At 41.6% G+C, this 14,987-nt stretch carries 15 protein-coding genes and 1 pseudogene; 9 read left to right on the forward strand and 7 right to left on the reverse strand.

Annotation, left to right across the window (positions count from 1 at the left end; all coding sequences use genetic code 11):
* Positions 1-24 precede the first annotated feature (24 nt).
* The 8 genes and pseudogenes from FBB35_RS16815 (at position 25) to FBB35_RS16850 (ending at position 5,647) form a co-directional block, all read left to right on the forward strand.
* A complete protein-coding gene (locus FBB35_RS16815; RefSeq protein ID WP_174710609.1) occupies positions 25-168 on the forward strand; it encodes a hypothetical protein in 144 nt (47 codons plus the stop codon).
* 127 nt (positions 169-295) lie between these two features.
* Positions 296-1,418 (forward strand): peptide chain release factor 2 gene (prfB, locus tag FBB35_RS16820; protein WP_174710610.1). Its coding sequence is split into 2 segments (ribosomal slippage): positions 296-367 and positions 369-1,418, totalling 1,122 coding nucleotides; the frame shifts between segments, so codons are not numbered across the junction.
* Between the two features lie 176 nt (positions 1,419-1,594).
* Complete coding sequence (locus FBB35_RS16825; protein ID WP_012408076.1) at positions 1,595-1,750, forward strand: DUF3285 domain-containing protein; 156 nt, start codon at positions 1,595-1,597, stop codon at positions 1,748-1,750.
* A 127-nt stretch (positions 1,751-1,877) separates the two neighbouring features.
* Positions 1,878-2,405 carry an rRNA maturation RNase YbeY gene (gene ybeY / locus FBB35_RS16830; RefSeq protein WP_174713673.1) on the forward strand — a complete coding sequence of 176 codons (528 nt, stop codon included), beginning with the start codon at positions 1,878-1,880 and terminating at the stop codon, positions 2,403-2,405.
* A 151-nt stretch (positions 2,406-2,556) separates the two neighbouring features.
* Positions 2,557-3,012, forward strand: a complete 456-nt coding sequence (locus FBB35_RS16835; RefSeq protein ID WP_174710611.1) for a diacylglycerol kinase family protein — start codon at positions 2,557-2,559, stop codon at positions 3,010-3,012.
* Positions 3,013-3,209: 197 nt separating this feature from the next.
* Positions 3,210-4,124, forward strand: a pseudogene (locus FBB35_RS16840) (IS982 family transposase).
* A 152-nt stretch (positions 4,125-4,276) separates the two neighbouring features.
* Complete coding sequence (locus FBB35_RS16845) at positions 4,277-4,876, forward strand: aminodeoxychorismate/anthranilate synthase component II (protein ID WP_174710612.1); 600 nt, start codon at positions 4,277-4,279, stop codon at positions 4,874-4,876.
* 3 nt (positions 4,877-4,879) lie between these two features.
* On the forward strand, positions 4,880-5,647 hold the full coding sequence (locus tag FBB35_RS16850; RefSeq protein ID WP_174710613.1) for an MBL fold metallo-hydrolase: 768 nt from the start codon (positions 4,880-4,882) through the stop codon (positions 5,645-5,647).
* Here the strand turns inward: FBB35_RS16850 and FBB35_RS35485 are convergent.
* From FBB35_RS35485 to FBB35_RS16860, 3 genes are all read right to left on the reverse strand, one after another.
* Entirely contained in the window at positions 5,635-5,766 is a 132-nt protein-coding gene (locus tag FBB35_RS35485; RefSeq protein ID WP_302480910.1) for a hypothetical protein, read from the reverse strand. The genes FBB35_RS16850 and FBB35_RS35485 overlap by 13 nt on opposite strands.
* A 150-nt stretch (positions 5,767-5,916) precedes the next feature.
* Positions 5,917-7,158 carry a VCBS repeat-containing protein gene (locus FBB35_RS16855; protein ID WP_174710614.1) on the reverse strand — a complete coding sequence of 414 codons (1,242 nt, stop codon included), beginning with the start codon at positions 7,156-7,158 and terminating at the stop codon, positions 5,917-5,919.
* Between the two features lie 638 nt (positions 7,159-7,796).
* Positions 7,797-8,264: an NUDIX domain-containing protein gene (locus FBB35_RS16860; protein ID WP_174710615.1), complete on the reverse strand. Its 468-nt coding sequence runs from the start codon at positions 8,262-8,264 to the stop codon at positions 7,797-7,799.
* 300 nt (positions 8,265-8,564) lie between these two features.
* Here FBB35_RS16860 and FBB35_RS16865 point away from each other — a divergent pair, with 300 nt between their 5' ends.
* The gene (locus tag FBB35_RS16865) at positions 8,565-9,875 is read left to right on the forward strand and encodes an aminopeptidase P N-terminal domain-containing protein (protein WP_174710616.1); all 1,311 of its coding nucleotides are present in this window, start codon (positions 8,565-8,567) and stop codon (positions 9,873-9,875) included.
* A gap of 338 nt (positions 9,876-10,213) precedes the next feature.
* On the opposite strand, the gene FBB35_RS16870 is transcribed toward FBB35_RS16865, so the two are convergent.
* The 4 genes from FBB35_RS16870 to FBB35_RS16885 all read right to left on the reverse strand — a co-directional run bounded on the left by FBB35_RS16870 (position 10,214) and on the right by FBB35_RS16885 (position 14,849).
* On the reverse strand, positions 10,214-10,759 hold the full coding sequence (locus FBB35_RS16870) for a hypothetical protein (protein ID WP_174710617.1): 546 nt from the start codon (positions 10,757-10,759) through the stop codon (positions 10,214-10,216).
* 169 nt (positions 10,760-10,928) lie between these two features.
* Positions 10,929-11,855, reverse strand: coding sequence for a hypothetical protein (locus FBB35_RS16875; RefSeq protein WP_174710618.1), 927 nt, complete (start codon positions 11,853-11,855; stop codon positions 10,929-10,931).
* A gap of 171 nt (positions 11,856-12,026) precedes the next feature.
* Entirely contained in the window at positions 12,027-13,913 is a 1,887-nt protein-coding gene (gene ftsH2, locus FBB35_RS16880; RefSeq protein ID WP_174710619.1) for an ATP-dependent zinc metalloprotease FtsH2, read from the reverse strand.
* Between the two features lie 441 nt (positions 13,914-14,354).
* Positions 14,355-14,849, reverse strand: a complete 495-nt coding sequence (locus tag FBB35_RS16885) for a hypothetical protein (protein WP_174710620.1) — start codon at positions 14,847-14,849, stop codon at positions 14,355-14,357.
* Between the last annotated feature and the right edge of the window lie 138 nt (positions 14,850-14,987).

A 14,987-nucleotide genomic window follows, 5' to 3' on the forward strand; every position in this document is an offset into this window, starting at 1 on the left:
TATATCTTGCATCCTTACACCAAGGTGAAAGATCTACGTAGCAATGTAGAAACACCTGCGGCGATAGAGGTTTTGAACGGTAAAATCGATCTGTTTATCAAAGCCTATCTGCAACAGCTAAATCACACTACTTCAGAGGACAAAGAAGCACTTGATAATTTCAAGTAACTTTTGTAACTTAATATAAGTCGTGCGGAGTGAAATTGCCCAAGTAAAGCTAAAATTAATAAATGTCAGTAAAATAAAGAGCAACTTTCCGAATCCAAAGCGCTCTATCTATCATTCAACAAGCACTATGGAAGTTTTAGAACTCAAACGCGAAATCGAAACGTTGTCTAGCCGCCTGGGTAAAACCCAGGACTATCTTTGACGTACCTGCACTGACAGCAAAAATTCAAGACCTCGAAAAAATATCAGCGCAGCCAGAATTTTGGAATGATCAAACCCAAGCCCAACAAACGCTGCAAGAACTCAACGACCTGAAAGCCCACCTCCAGCAATACGATCGCTGGCACACTAATCTGGAAGATACTAGGGCAGTTGTTGAGTTGTTGGAGTTAGAAACCGATGAGGCACTACTCCAAGAAGCGGAATCTACCATCACCAAACTGAATCGTGACCTTGACCAATGGGAGTTACAACAGTTACTTTCCGGACCCTATGATGTGGAAGGTGCTGTACTGACAATTAGTGCTGGTGCTGGTGGCACAGATGCTCAAGATTGGGCATTTATGCTGATGCGGATGTACACCCGTTGGGGCGAAGCTCACGGCTATAAAGTAACTTTAGCTGAAGAGTCGGAGGGTGATGAAGCCGGAATTAAATCGGCAACCCTAGAAATTACTGGTCGCTATGCTTATGGTTACTTGCGTTCAGAAATGGGTACACATCGCTTAGTGCGGATTTCACCTTTTAATGCCAACGGCAAGCGACAAACCAGTTTTGCAGGGGTAGAGGTGATGCCGCAGATTGATAACTCTGTGCAATTAGACATTCCAGACAAGGATTTGGAAATCACCACAACTCGTTCTGGTGGTAAAGGTGGGCAAAACGTCAACAAAGTAGAAACTGCGGTGCGGATTGTTCATATTCCTACGGGTCTTGCTGTGCGCTGTACAGAAGAGCGATCGCAATTGCAAAATAAAGAGAAAGCCCTAAATCGCCTCAAAGCAAAACTTTTGGTCATCGCCAAGGAACAACGCGCCCAAGAAATTGCCGAAATTCGTGGCGATATGGTGGAGGCCTCCTGGGGGAACCAAATACGTAACTATGTCTTCCACCCTTACCAAATGGTGAAAGACTTACGTACAAGTACAGAAACAACGGCTATTGGCGATGTAATGAATGGCGAACTTGACCCATTCATTCAAGCTTATTTGCGCCAAGAAAACAAATTAGTAGAAAACCCTGACTCATAATTTGGGATTATTTGCAAGTGCTAGGTAATGATTTTTTAACATTACTTAGCACTTTTAATTTTTGAGGATTTTAGATTGGTACGTTTTCAGAGAAATTTCTGAGTAATATGCAAGCGATTGCCATCCTATCCCAGACCAAATGTTACAGTTATAAAAGAGTCTGTAGACAAATAAATATGAGCAACTCTCCTTCAACAGAACCTCAACCTAGCTACGTAAAACTCGCCATGCGAAACATGGTGCGGAAGGGTGCAACCTCCCTGAAGCATTTTGCGTTGACTGCTGTAGGGCTTTTAGCTCTCCTTGTCGGTCTTGCTTACTTAACTCACTAAGCTATTACGCAACTGGTGAGGGTTGTCATTAGTCATTAGTCATTAGTTATTTATCTTCCAAACGAAAGATGACCAATGACAAAGGACAGTCCTAACAACAAACCTCAGACAAGGAGACTATGTGCCCCTGAGCGTTGAATTATATGTGGAGGATTCTTTTTACGATTTGTCCCTAACAACATCTGTAAAAATTGAGGATACGGATACGCGAATTCCTCCTGAAACTTGGGAAAATTGGTTTAATCACTGGTTGGAAATACTTCACCCTCAAATTCCGCCAGCGCCAAGTTATGAAATTGGACTGCGTTTGACAGATGACTTGCAAATTCAAGAACTGAATGCTCAGTATCGTCAACAAAATAAGCCTACAGACGTTTTAGCTTTTGCTGCTTTAGAAGTGAATTTTCCGCAAAGCAAAGAAATGCTTGCATCTGTACCATTATACTTAGGTGATATTATCGTGTCTTTAGATACAGCACATCGTCAAGCTAAACAGCAGGAACATAGCTTACCAACTGAACTAGCTTGGTTAGCATCTCACGGTTTATTACACCTGTTGGGCTGGGATCATCCTGATGAAGAAAGTTTGGGACGAATGTTAAAACAGCAAGTAAGATTGCTGAACGAAATAGGTATTGCTATTGACATGGAATAGCAGTAGTTATGTGTTTTTAATGTTAATTTTGGGTAATACTTTTATAATACTTCTGTGCAAATTTGCTTAAAGATTGCCTCAAAGTTAATTCTGCCATTAAGATCGGCGAATATTCCCACTGTAGCAACTCTATTTTTGTATTTTTAAGTCTATGTCCCCAAAAATTTCTTCATCACCAACGCCTACCTCGTTACAAACACTGGTGTCTAACGAACGGGAATTTTCCTGGAAAGTAGCCTCTAATTTATTTGTTAGTTTTAAATATGCCTGGGCTGGAATCAGCTATAGTTTTCAAACTCAACGTAATTTTCGCATCCACGTAAGCGTTTGTGCAATGGCTATCGGTTTCAGCGTATTTTTGCACCTGCAAGCTGTGGAAATAGCGGTAATTGGTATAACTAGTGGTTTAGTTTTGGCATTAGAGTTACTAAATACAGCGATCGAGTCTCTTGTGGACTTAACCGTTAAGCAGACATATCATGAATTGGCAAAAATCGCTAAAGATTGTGCAGCTGGTGCAGTTCTTGTCTCTGCTTTGGTAGCGGTGCTGGTAGCTGGTACGCTATTGCTCCCTCCTCTGGTAAGGTTAATTATATCCGCTTTGTAAATATGATTTGCGTAGGCGTAGCCCAACCCAGGTATCGCCAAGTGATTTGGTAAGAGGATCGCACTCTACCCAATTCACTGTGCAGAAGACATTATTAAGAAACTAACGCGATGTGCAACTTTCTTTCCAAAGATAAAAGTCCCACCCTATGCTTAACCGAGAGATTGTGATTGTTATCTCTTGCCAGGGTGGAACAAATGTTATCTATGGAAGACTTGATCACAGCAGTGTTTTGCTGTGTGGATGATCTATTAAAGGAAGTGACCAATGGTAAACCTATGGGTAGTCGAGGATTTCAGCCATCTTTAAGTGATAGTGAAGTGATTACAATGGAAATTGTGGCAGAGTTTCAAGGTATCGATACGGACAAAGGTATTTGGCAATACTTTCGCCGTCATTGGTTCTCAATGTTTCCCCAGATGAAAAGCCGTTCAACCTTTGTACGACAAGCTGCAAACCTATGGCAGTACAAGCAAGAACTACAACAAGCCTTAGCAATAGAACTTGGTGCTTTCAGTGATAATACACACATTATTGACGGGATTCCGATACCGTTATGTTGCTTTACTCGTGCTCGTGGTTGTCGTAGCTTTCCTGGAGTTGCTAACTACGGTTACTGTGCCGCAAAAAAGGAAACATATTACGGATTTCATGGTCACTTACTCATTAGCGCCTCTGGGGTGATTACAAGCTTTACATTAACCTCTGCTTCGGGAGATGAACGGGAAGCGATCTGGGATATCGTGACCTTGATTCAGGGGTTGGTAATAGGTGACAAATGATACATAAGTACCACTCTCCGCCAGGAACTAGCACGCTATGGCATCGATTTACAAACACCCCTACGTTCCAATATGCAAGACGACTGTCCTGCATATTGGGTAAAGCTACTTCAAACTGTCCGTCGCCTAATTGAAACAGTAATTGGACAACTTAGCGTTAGCGTAGCTCGCCGCAGGCATCGCTTTAATATCGAAAAAGTCTGGGCCAGAGATATGTGGCATTTGACGAGTCGTTTAAATCGCAAACTATTGGCTCACACTGTTTGTGTCTGGTTAAATCGTTTATTTGGTTTGGAACCATTACAGTTCGATGGTCTTGTGACAGAATAAGTTGCACATCGCGTTAACTAAGAATTTAAGAAGTGGCTTGTTATAAAGTAGCCGCTTCATATTTATGTGTCTACGTTAGCGTTATTTTTATATCTAGCGAACAATATATTATCAGTAATCTGATGAGAGCTAAAAACCAGGAGTGATGAGCTTTGATTATAGTTATCGACAATTACGACAGTTTTACATATAATTTAGTGCAATATCTGGGAGAATTAACAGCAGAGTTCTCAGTAGCAAATGATATTAAAGTTTTTCGTAACGACAAGATATCCATAGATGAGATTCTGGCATTAAAGCCGGAAGCCGTAGTTATTTCTCCTGGGCCTGGCCGCCCGGAAGATGCGGGTATATCCTTAGAATTGATTGAACAGCTAGGACAAGATTTGCCAATTTTAGGTGTCTGTTTGGGACATCAAAGCATCGGTCAAGTATTCGGTGGTAAAATAATTCCTGCTCCAGAGTTGATGCATGGCAAAACCTCTCAGGTATCTCACACTGGGGTGGGGGTTTTTCGGGGATTAGAAAATCCTTTCATCGCCACTAGGTATCATAGTTTGGTAATCGAACGTGAGACTTGCCCAGATGTGTTAGAAATCACCGCTTGGGTTGAAGATAACACCATCATGGGAGTGCGACACCGGAACTATCCTCACATTCAGGGTGTCCAGTTTCACCCAGAGAGTGTCCTGACATCTTCAGGAAAACAGTTATTACGAAATTTTCTCGAACAGTTACAGTCAAGAGCATAATTAATGAAACGACGACAGTTGATGGGCTATGCTGGGGCGGGGTTGGCCACAGCTTTAGTTACTACCTTGGGTTCTAAATCTCAAGCTGACGCACAATCTAGCGGTTTATCAGTTCAGTGGTTGGGTCATACTTGCTTTCTTTTTACTGGTGGTGGTGCGAAAATTCTCGTCAATCCATTTCGGACGGTTGGCTGTACTGCTAAATATCGACTGCCAAAAGTTGCAGCAGATTTGGTACTGATTAGTAGTCAATTACTGGATGAAGGTGCGGTAGACGTACTACCGGGAAATGCAAAACTCATCTACGAACCAGGAGTTTATGAGTTTAAAGGTATTAAGTTCCAAGGAATTGCCATAGACCACGATCGCAAAGGTGGTAAGCAATTTGGCTCAAATACTGCTTGGAGTTGGAAGCAAGGCGGGATTAATATCTTACACTTAGGGGGAGCCTCTGCACCCATTTCCATTGAGCAAAAAATCTTGATGGGACGACCCGATGTACTATTCATTCCAGTGGGAGGCAGTGCAAAAGCCTACAATGCTCAAGAAGCAAAGCAGGCTATTCAAGTATTAAATCCCAAGCTGGTGATTCCAACTCATTACCGGACACAGGCGGCTGATGCTGCTAAGTGCGATATTTCACCACTTGATGATTTTTTGACCTTAATGCAAGGTACGACAGTGCGGCGTAGCAATGGAGATAGTATTTCCATTAGCCCCGGTAAATTGCCAGAAAAGGGGGAAATTCAGGTTTTGACTTATAAGTTTTGAGGAGCAGGAAATGAGGGGTTGACATCCTCACCGCCGTGAATGGTTGGTGATTCTGGAGTAATGAGTAATAAGTAATAAGTAATGAGTAAATACCCGTTTTTCATCCACTCATTACTCATTACTCCTTACTTATTACTTTAAAGCATTGCGTGAAGCACAGGGTTTTAGACCCATTTTTCTGATAAGGGAGCAGGAGGAGATGAGGAAAAATAATTCCTAACTCCTGTAGAGACGCGATTAATCGCGTCTCTACTCATAACTCCTAGTTTTTAGAACGTATACCACTGTGGGCCAAGCTTATCTGCATCGCCGATAGGATTCTCAACGGCTGTTGTTCCATCTATAGTCCAAATGTTGTCTGAACCTGCGGTCTGATCGCGCCAGTAGATATCGGTCTTACCGTCGCCGTTGAAGTCACCAAGGGATGGTGTCAAGGCCGCGTTATTAGCTGGTAAGAAAGCTTCAGTCGAAACTGTTGTACCATCCATCAACCAAGCGGTGTTCGCACCTGTGGTTCCATTGTGCCAGAAGATATCGGTCTTGCCATCACCGTTGAAATCGCCAATTTTGGAAGTCCAGGATGAATCAAGTGTTCCTAAAGCGCCTTCTGTGACTAAGATACCATTCATCGTCCAAACCTTGTTTTCACCGGTTTGAGCGTTTCTCCACAGAATGTCAGTCTTATAGTCACCGTTGAAATCACCAAGGCTAGCAGTCCAGGCTGCATCTTGGGATTGCAGCGCAAATTCAGTCTTTTGGGCACCATCCATAAACCAAGCGCTGTTATCGCCAGTTGTCGCATTGCGCCAGAAAATATCGCTCTTGCCATTGCCATCGAAATCAACAATGGTAGGAGTTAGAGCTGTGTCTGTAGTGTCTAGAACAGTTGCATTCACAACTGTGGTGCCATCCATCTCCCAAATAGCGTTTTCACCGGTTGTAGCATTATGCCAGAAGATATCGGTTTTGCGATCGCCGTTAAAATCCCCAATCTGAGGACTCCATGCTGGGTCTACGCTGCTTAAAGAAGCTGCATTAGCAACTTTTGTGCCATCCATCAACACAATGCTGTTCTCACCGGTTGTCTTATTGCGTAATAAGAAGTCGGTTTTGCCATCACCGTTAAAGTCAGCAATCTTGTAATCATAGGCGGATAGGTCAAATTGACCCAGAGAACCCTGTTCAAGAACTTTTGTGCCATCCATCAACCGAATGATAATCTCACCGGTTGTAGAATCGACCCAAACTTTATCTGTTTTGCCATCACCGTTGAAATCAGGAGTAATGGCTGCACTGGTTAGGTAAGGATTAGGATTGGGATTTGATGACGTTTTGACAGGCTGGGTTGCTGGTTCAGTTTGTATTGCTAGTGAGGAACTCTTATTCCCAAATCCCAAATTAGAATCTATATTTTCAAGAGAAGATGTCAATATTTCTGATTTTTTGAAAGAGTCTGATGCCCATCCAGTTGTATTCAAAGATAAAGGTGAGGAATTTGTATTTCCAGACATGGTGTATTTTTATGATTGGTTGTTATATTTTTTTAACTTTTTTTGGAAATACTTTTCTGTAACCAAATAACATTTGCTAGGTTTTCAATATTTCTTTATAACTATTTATTTTTGATAAATGTCAGTCTTTGAAGATAAATGTATGTTTGTTTTAAATTATTTTAAATAAACTTTCAAGTCTTATACAAGCAATTATCAAATATTCTACTGTAATCTATGTACATATAAATCCAACTTAGCTTGTAACAAGTATACTGAAACTAAAACGTTTTTCCATTAAAGCTTTTATATAAAAAATATTGAATCCTTGTCGAAGTCCTATATTCTGATTTATCTGTAAATCAGCCCGATTATTATCTATAGAGTGAATCAATCAAAAAACAAATATAGTACTTATATTTGTTTTTGGAAATATACGTAGGGTGCGTTATGTCTCTGGCTAACACACCATCTGAAGACTCTGGTACGTGATGCTACGCGATAACATACCCTATACATACTTAGATTTTTTCATAAATCAAATCGGATTCCTATATCTACACCATGTTTTTTACAAACTTCTAAATACGTTAATAGAGAAGCAATCGTTATAGCAGTCCTAATTCATGTAATACTGCCTTCATTTTCTTGATGCTTTTTCAATTATGGGCTGAATTCCCATTCTTTTTTATCTTGTGAGCAAGCTTAGATAAAAAATAACCCTGACCGCCAGCTAGACCTAAATCTGAGCCATCTAACTTAACCCAATAAAAATCAAAAGCTATAGAGTTTTTGCTAATATTTGAATGCATTTCCCAATATTGCCAAGTAGATGGTGTAGGCTCAGTTAATTCCAGATGATAAACATAACGTTCTTGAATTTCGTCGCGATATGGAGCCATATTGTATTGATAAATACCCAATAACTCAATAATACGAACTCCTTTAACACCAGATTCTTCATAAATTTCTCGCAGTACAGCTTCAGATGGCTCCTCGCTCTCTTCAACTGTACCAGCAGGTACTTGCACGCCAGCTTCAGGAAAATCAGTATGTCTAAACACCATTAATTCATCTTTATTGGTTACGTAAGCGATCGCTTTTTTTGTTGTCGGTTGAGTGGACATATTTTCTTGGTGTGTTGTTGAATTTACGGAATACCATAATTTATATAAAATAAACACTTAAAAAGCGATTTTAATGAATATTCTAAAATATTCGATAAAAATAAGATTTTTGAGTTATTTAAAAGTTAAAAAATATGAATTTTTCAAGACAATTAATTATTATCGAATGATTTATGACTTGAGGGGAAACAAATATTGGTTAGAATAACTTAGATTAGCAACTAGCAAGAAGCATAAACTGTGTAGTCGCCAGTTGCCAAAAGTGTAAAATAACACAATAATTTAATACATACATCAGCTATGCAAGCAGAATATCGGCAGCGTCGTGAGCAGTTAATGGCAAAAATTGGTGATGGTACAGCCATTTTTCGCAGTGCGCCAATGGCAGTGATGCACAACGATGTCGAGTATGTTTATCGCCAAGACAGTGATTTCTTCTACCTGACTGGTTTTAATGAACCACAAGCAGTAGCAGTGTTAGCACCGCATCATTCAGAACATCGGTTTGTGCTGTTTGTCCAACCGAAGGATCGCGAAAAGGAAGTATGGACTGGTTATCTTTCTGGGGTAGATGCAGCCAAGGAAATTTATGGTGCTGATGAAGCGTACCCCATTAGCGAGTTAGATGAAAAGTTGCCGCAGTATTTGGAAAAAGCCAGCCGCCTTTACTATCACTTAGGACGCGATCGCACTTTCAATGACCAAATCCTACGACATTACCAAAGTTTACTGCGGACTTATCCTAAACGCGGTACTGGGCCGATCGCTATTGAAGATACTGGGCCTGTCCTCAACAGCATGAGACTAATTAAAAGTGAAGCTGAGTTGGGGTTAATGCGTCAAGCCGTTGCGATCGCAGTCGAAGCACACAATTATGCACAAGAAATTGCTGCACCCGGACGTTATGAGTATGAAATTCAAGCGGAGATGGAACGGATATTTCGAGTCCGGGGTGGAATGGGGCCAGCTTATCCTTCGATTGTGGCTTCTGGGGTGAATGCTTGTGTACTGCATTACATTGAAAATAATCGTCAAATGCAGGATGGAGAATTACTGCTAATTGATGCCGGTTGTGCTTACGGTTATTACAACTCGGATATTACGCGGACATTTCCTGTTGGGGGTAAATTTACGTCAGAGCAAAAGACACTGTATGAGATTGTACTAGAAGCGCAAAAACAAGCGATCGCTCAAATTAAACCAGGTAATCCCTTCAAATTAGTTCACGATACAGCAGTGCGCGTTATCACGGAAGGTTTAGTTGAACTTGGCATTCTCAAAGGTGAAATTGATAAGTTAATTGAAGAAGAGAAATATAAGCCATATTATATGCATCGCACCAGTCATTGGTTAGGTTTGGATGTCCATGATGTGGGAGTTTACCAGCACGGTGAAGATAAACCGCAGATTTTACAACCAGGTCAAATTTTGACGGTGGAACCGGGACTATATATTGTGCCTGACACCAAACTAGCAGAAGACCAGCCACAGACCGATCCTCGATGGGTTGGTATTGGTATTCGGATTGAGGATGATGTGTTAGTTACACCTGATGGACATGAGGTGTTAACTGCGGGAGTTCCCAAGGCAATAGATGAAGTGGAAAGATAAAAATGGGGATGGTGTGTACTAATCTGTCAAGTTTCAATTGATGGGTAAGCAAGTTCGTAGTAAGGACTTTAGTGCTTACTACAAACTTTTCATTACTATAGAAATGCTAAATGAGTTGTGAAAAATACTTTTTTTAATGAACCGCATACTCCTAGGTCAAAGCAAGCTACGCGCAGCGTCTCATTAGAGAAGGGCGCATAGACGCGAAGAAAAAGAAGAAGGAGAGGAAAAAGAATTTCACGAATGATTTAGGACTGCTACAGCTTGACAAAGTACTAACTATCCCTAAACAAAAATTGCCGACAAGCCATCAGAAGTGAGTTTGATGATATCTCAGATCAAGAACAGCCCTCAACAAATTCAACTTCCGGTAGTTTACCTGACCGAAACTGAGTGACACGCTTACCATCAGTCTCGAATACCACACGATAGTTTTGGTCAGCACGGTCTTTCGGAATAAATGTCAAGTAGTGCCCGCCTTGGACGTATTTATGAGGTGTAACTTTAATTTGTCCTGGGTAAAGAGACTTAATTTGCGCTTCAGTGTCGCCAATTTTTGCACCTTTGAGTGTAGTAATCTGGTTATTTTCTCGGACATCGACTCTAGAAATGCGACCTTCTGTAACCATGAACGAAAGATTTTTGGGTTGGTTTTGTGGCTTAACGTAGTAGCAACTGTTATTCGGTGAATCGCCCACTAGCTTAATCCCAGCAGCCTTCGCTGCTTGGGAAACAGTCATCCCAACTCGTACTGTACCGATTCCATTGATAAACAGTTTTGCCTGATTGATTAATTTCGCTTTTGCCATAACCGTTCCAACACTTAAAGATGAAAGAGCAAGAGTGAAGGTGGCAAAAGTCAATAATTTAGTTTTACTATTCATTTGCTGCAAATAAAAAGTGGTTAGATATTTATATATAATACCTATGTTAGCAATTTTAGATTTTTAATCTGCTGACTGCTAAAATTTGTCTAATACTTCAATCAAGGCAACAGATTAATATTACGATTGAACTCATGTAAATCGGATTATTAAAGTTATCATAAATCTATCATTTATTCCCGCTTACAGAAACTGAAAAAGCACCAATATTGTCGTTATACCAAACATTACAGTTTTTATTGTCGGCGATGTAATTCCAAGCTCTTAGTCGATTCTGATATTCCTGATGAGCCTTTTCACGTTTCATCTTTTCCGACCAAGAATTGGAGTCTTCGCTCTTCAAAGCAGCTAGACTGAGATAGTATCGAAAATTATCATCATTGAATGGTGGAGCATAGACATCCTTCATATCACTCGACAACCAAATGTCATTTACTGTAAGAACTAATTCACCATCAGTTTTAATAGTAAACTCTTTATTTTCACCAATGTTTTCTATATTTTTTATTTGTTTTGTTGAATCTTTTATTGCTGCTATCAGCATTCCGTATCCATAGTAAGCACCATTTGCGCTTGGCATAACTGTAGATTTGATTCGATCTCTTGGAAGATCCTCATCAGGATCACTTCCTTCTGGACTAACCCAAGGTGATTCCAGTTTTTCATCTGTCTGTGCCGCTTTAACAACTCTCTTTAATGAAGTATTCACACGTCCGCTTGCTGTAATTGTTACCTTATCGTTAGCTTTAACCATAATTCCCGTGCTAACCCAGGGAGTATTTTTCCCTCCAACAGGGTTCAACAAGAGAATTGCATCCTGTTTATTCCCTCTCTTGAGGGTGATATTACCAGCCTTTGTTGTAATTTCAATTTGGTCAGGACGGGTAATGTAAAGACTAAATGATACAATTGCTCCCACAACGATAATCAAGATACTTATAAGGAGCAAACCATGTTTAGTTCTTAAGAGAAAAGATAGAACCTCTAGCCAATTAGTGAAAATAGGCGCTGCAACTTGGTTCTGGGGTGGCAATTGCTGTGCTAAATTTCCTTCTTGACTTGGTGGATCGTTGTTGGGGGAGGATTGGTCAGGCATTTATTCTTCTGTACATACTAGAGATTTTTACTTAGCATGACGCAATTTGAAGTTTTCTTATTTCATAAACTACAAAATTTCACATAAAAAATGAGGATGATACATACCATCCTCATTTAATTTTTTACTTTTTTCTCATTCCCAAACAAAAAGCTGGAAATAAGTCACTTACTACAGTTGGGGTACGTACTGTTGTTTCTCAGGAACTTCAGCGTACTCAGCCACAATTTGGCGGAATTCTTCGCCGTCAATGGTTTCTTTTTCGATGAGCAAATCGACTAAGCGATCGGTGACAGTGCGATGGTCACGGACAATCTTCTTGGCGTTTTCGTAGCATTCTTCCACGATCGCTCGAACTTGTCCATCAATGCGGGAAGCGATGGATTCGGAATACTCAGATCGAGTTGTCCAGTCACGACCCAAGAACACTTCACCCTGCTGGCTTTCCAACGACAGTGGCCCTAAGTCGGACATCCCGAAACGAGTCACCATCTGCCGTGCCATTCCCGATAACTGTTGCAAGTCTCCACCAGCACCAGTTGTCACTTCCGCAGCCCCAAAAATCACCTCTTCGGCGGCACGACCACCCAAAGCACCAGTAATCCTGGCTTTCAACTGAGAACGAGAAATTAATCCTTGTTCTTCGTTGGGAGTAAACCAAGTTAAACCTTGTGCTTGTCCCCGTGGGATTAAGGTAACTTTCTGCACTGGGTCATGGTCTTTTAATAAAGTGCCAACTAAAGCGTGTCCAATTTCATGGTATGCAATTAAGCGCTTGCTCTTGCTATCCACCAAAGGAGTACCTTCCATCCCCGCAACTACCCGATCCACCGCGTCATCAATTTCGCGAAGGGTGATAGCTTCTTTGCGTCTTCTCGCAGTGAGAATTGCTGCTTCGTTGAGTAAGTTAGCTAAATCAGCACCAGTGAATCCAGGAGTGCGGCGAGCGATCGCATCCAAGGATACACTAGCGTCTAGTTTCTTGTTGCGTGAATGGACTTGCAAGATTTCCAAACGCCCTTTAATATCGGGTGCATCAACTGTTACTTGGCGGTCAAAGCGACCAGGACGTAACAAGGCTGAGTCTAGTACGTCGGGACGGTTGGTAGCAGCAATAATAATGATGCCTGTGTTACCTTCAAACCCGTCCATTTCAGTGAGCAGCTGGTTGAGGGTTTGCTCTCTCTCGTCGTTACCGCCACCGATACCAGCGCCCCGTTGCCGTCCTACTGCGTCGATTTCATCGATGAAGATGATGCAGGGGGCGTTGTCTTTGGCTTTTTTGAACAAATCGCGGACACGGGATGCACCCACACCAACGAACATTTCTACAAATTCCGAACCGGAAATACTGAAGAAAGGTACGCCTGCTTCGCCTGCGATCGCTTTTGCTAATAAAGTTTTACCAGTTCCAGGAGGCCCAACTAACAGCACTCCCTTGGGAATTCGTGCGCCTACAGCAGTAAATCTTTCTGGCTGCTTCAAGAAAGTGACGACTTCTTGCAGTTCTTCTTTAGCTTCTTCAATCCCAGCTACGTCATCAAATTTGACTCCAGTTTTTGCTTCCATTTGGAAACGCGCCTTGGATTTGCCAAAGTTCATTGCTTGACCTGGGCCGCCGGGGAGGTTGCTAGAACGCCGGAACAAAAAGAATAACCCAGTAATCAATAAAACTGGAAATATGAGATTGCCCAACAATCCCCAGATTGCGCCATCATTCCGCATGGGGTGAGCATCAAAACTAATATCTTTTTCTTTGAGCTTGCTAATTAACTCAGGTGCGTTAACAGGCAAATCTACCCGCCACCTTTGGACGCGATTTTCGATATCTGGATCGCGGGCTTCGATAATAGCTGTCCTACCGCCTTCGTACAGATCCACACTGCTGACGCGATCGCCGTCCAAGTATTCTAGAAAGCGACCATAAGTCATGCGGGTATTGGCTGCATTCTTGCTCATATCAGTAGGAGCGCCTGCAAAGGCCCCTTGCCAGAAGAAAAAGCCAATTACCAAAGCCGGCAATGTCCAGAGTACTACGACTTTCCAAGAGAATTTCATCTTAATTTGCCTCTAGATGCCTCTACAATTCATCAGCTCTAGTAACTTAGTGTTCATTACTCTGTCACTTTAAGCTGTTAAACGGATGTTTATAAATCCATTTTGTTTAATTTGACCTCTTATATGCACTGTCATAAGGCAATTAGAGCATTATGGCGATGCCAACAAGAATCTTAATCAAAGTTAACTTAATTTTAATACAAAATCGCACCAGAAAAGAGAGCGCAACGGAATGCAAGCTCATGTTGTTCCAACCAGTGACATAGGGGAAATGAGTGAGCAGGGGAGGCAGGGAGCAGGGGGGGACAAGGGGGAATTATTGAACAATTGAACAAGTCTCTCTCTTGTCTCCCCCCTCTTCTTTGTCTCCCTTGTCTCTTCTTCATGCCCAATGCCCACTTGCCCTGAGCGGAGCCGAAGGGATGCCCAATTCCCAATTCCCTACTTAACTTCTGTAATTTTGAGAGTGTAAGGAAGATATTTACCTTTTTCGTAGGAACCAACCCAAACTTGGTAACTTCCAGCCAGCCATTCACCAACAATGCCGGCATTTTTGCCATCAAAATCGTCATTACACCAAGTACCACCTGGCCCCTTGATAATTATGGTGGTGTCTTCAGGACTTTGGACTTGCAACTTTAGGTAGTCGAATTTACCTGTTAACGCTAATGTGTGGTCTGGTGTTTCATCAACAAATCCAGTACAAGGGCCAGTGACTGTTTCAGTTCTCCCACCTACTTTACTCCCAGATATTGAACCACCACTCATCCCGCGAACTGTCAGGGGGTCTGGCGAAAACTGGGGACTAATAGTTACATCTCCAAATATCGTTGGCGCTTCCTGAGCATCAGTCACAGCGTTAACTGTCGATGTGATGAAGAGCGTAACTATCATCAACGATAATCTCATCCCTCTATTGAGCGCTTTTGTCGGCATTGTAATTACGTTCGCTTCTAAGTGGTTTTGAAGACATGAATTTTACACACCAAGTTCCCAATGTGGGGAGAATTGACTACTATTTTAGATTTGAAATTGGGGATAATTCATTAGTAATTAGTCAATGATTTTTTGTTC

It is taken from the genome of Nostoc sp. TCL240-02, assembly GCF_013343235.1.
GTDB lineage: Bacteria > Cyanobacteriota > Cyanobacteriia > Cyanobacteriales > Nostocaceae > Nostoc.

Bases quoted from the DNA above. Each gene is read 5' to 3' on its own strand.
- FBB35_RS16825 (WP_012408076.1), top strand. From the start codon at position 1,595: ATGAGCAACTCTCCTTCAACAGAACCTCAACCTAGCTACGTAAAACTC.
- FBB35_RS16835 (WP_174710611.1), top strand. From the start codon at position 2,557: ATGTCCCCAAAAATTTCTTCATCACCAACGCCTACCTCGTTACAAACA.
- FBB35_RS16850 (WP_174710613.1), top strand. From the start codon at position 4,880: ATGAAACGACGACAGTTGATGGGCTATGCTGGGGCGGGGTTGGCCACA.
- FBB35_RS35485 (WP_302480910.1), bottom strand. From the start codon at position 5,766: ATGAGTAATGAGTGGATGAAAAACGGGTATTTACTCATTACTTATTAC.
- FBB35_RS16855 (WP_174710614.1), bottom strand. From the start codon at position 7,158: ATGTCTGGAAATACAAATTCCTCACCTTTATCTTTGAATACAACTGGA.
- FBB35_RS16860 (WP_174710615.1), bottom strand. From the start codon at position 8,264: ATGTCCACTCAACCGACAACAAAAAAAGCGATCGCTTACGTAACCAAT.
- FBB35_RS16865 (WP_174710616.1), top strand. From the start codon at position 8,565: ATGCAAGCAGAATATCGGCAGCGTCGTGAGCAGTTAATGGCAAAAATT.
- FBB35_RS16870 (WP_174710617.1), bottom strand. From the start codon at position 10,759: ATGAATAGTAAAACTAAATTATTGACTTTTGCCACCTTCACTCTTGCT.
- FBB35_RS16875 (WP_174710618.1), bottom strand. From the start codon at position 11,855: ATGCCTGACCAATCCTCCCCCAACAACGATCCACCAAGTCAAGAAGGA.
- ftsH2 (WP_174710619.1), bottom strand. From the start codon at position 13,913: ATGAAATTCTCTTGGAAAGTCGTAGTACTCTGGACATTGCCGGCTTTG.
- FBB35_RS16885 (WP_174710620.1), bottom strand. From the start codon at position 14,849: ATGCCGACAAAAGCGCTCAATAGAGGGATGAGATTATCGTTGATGATA.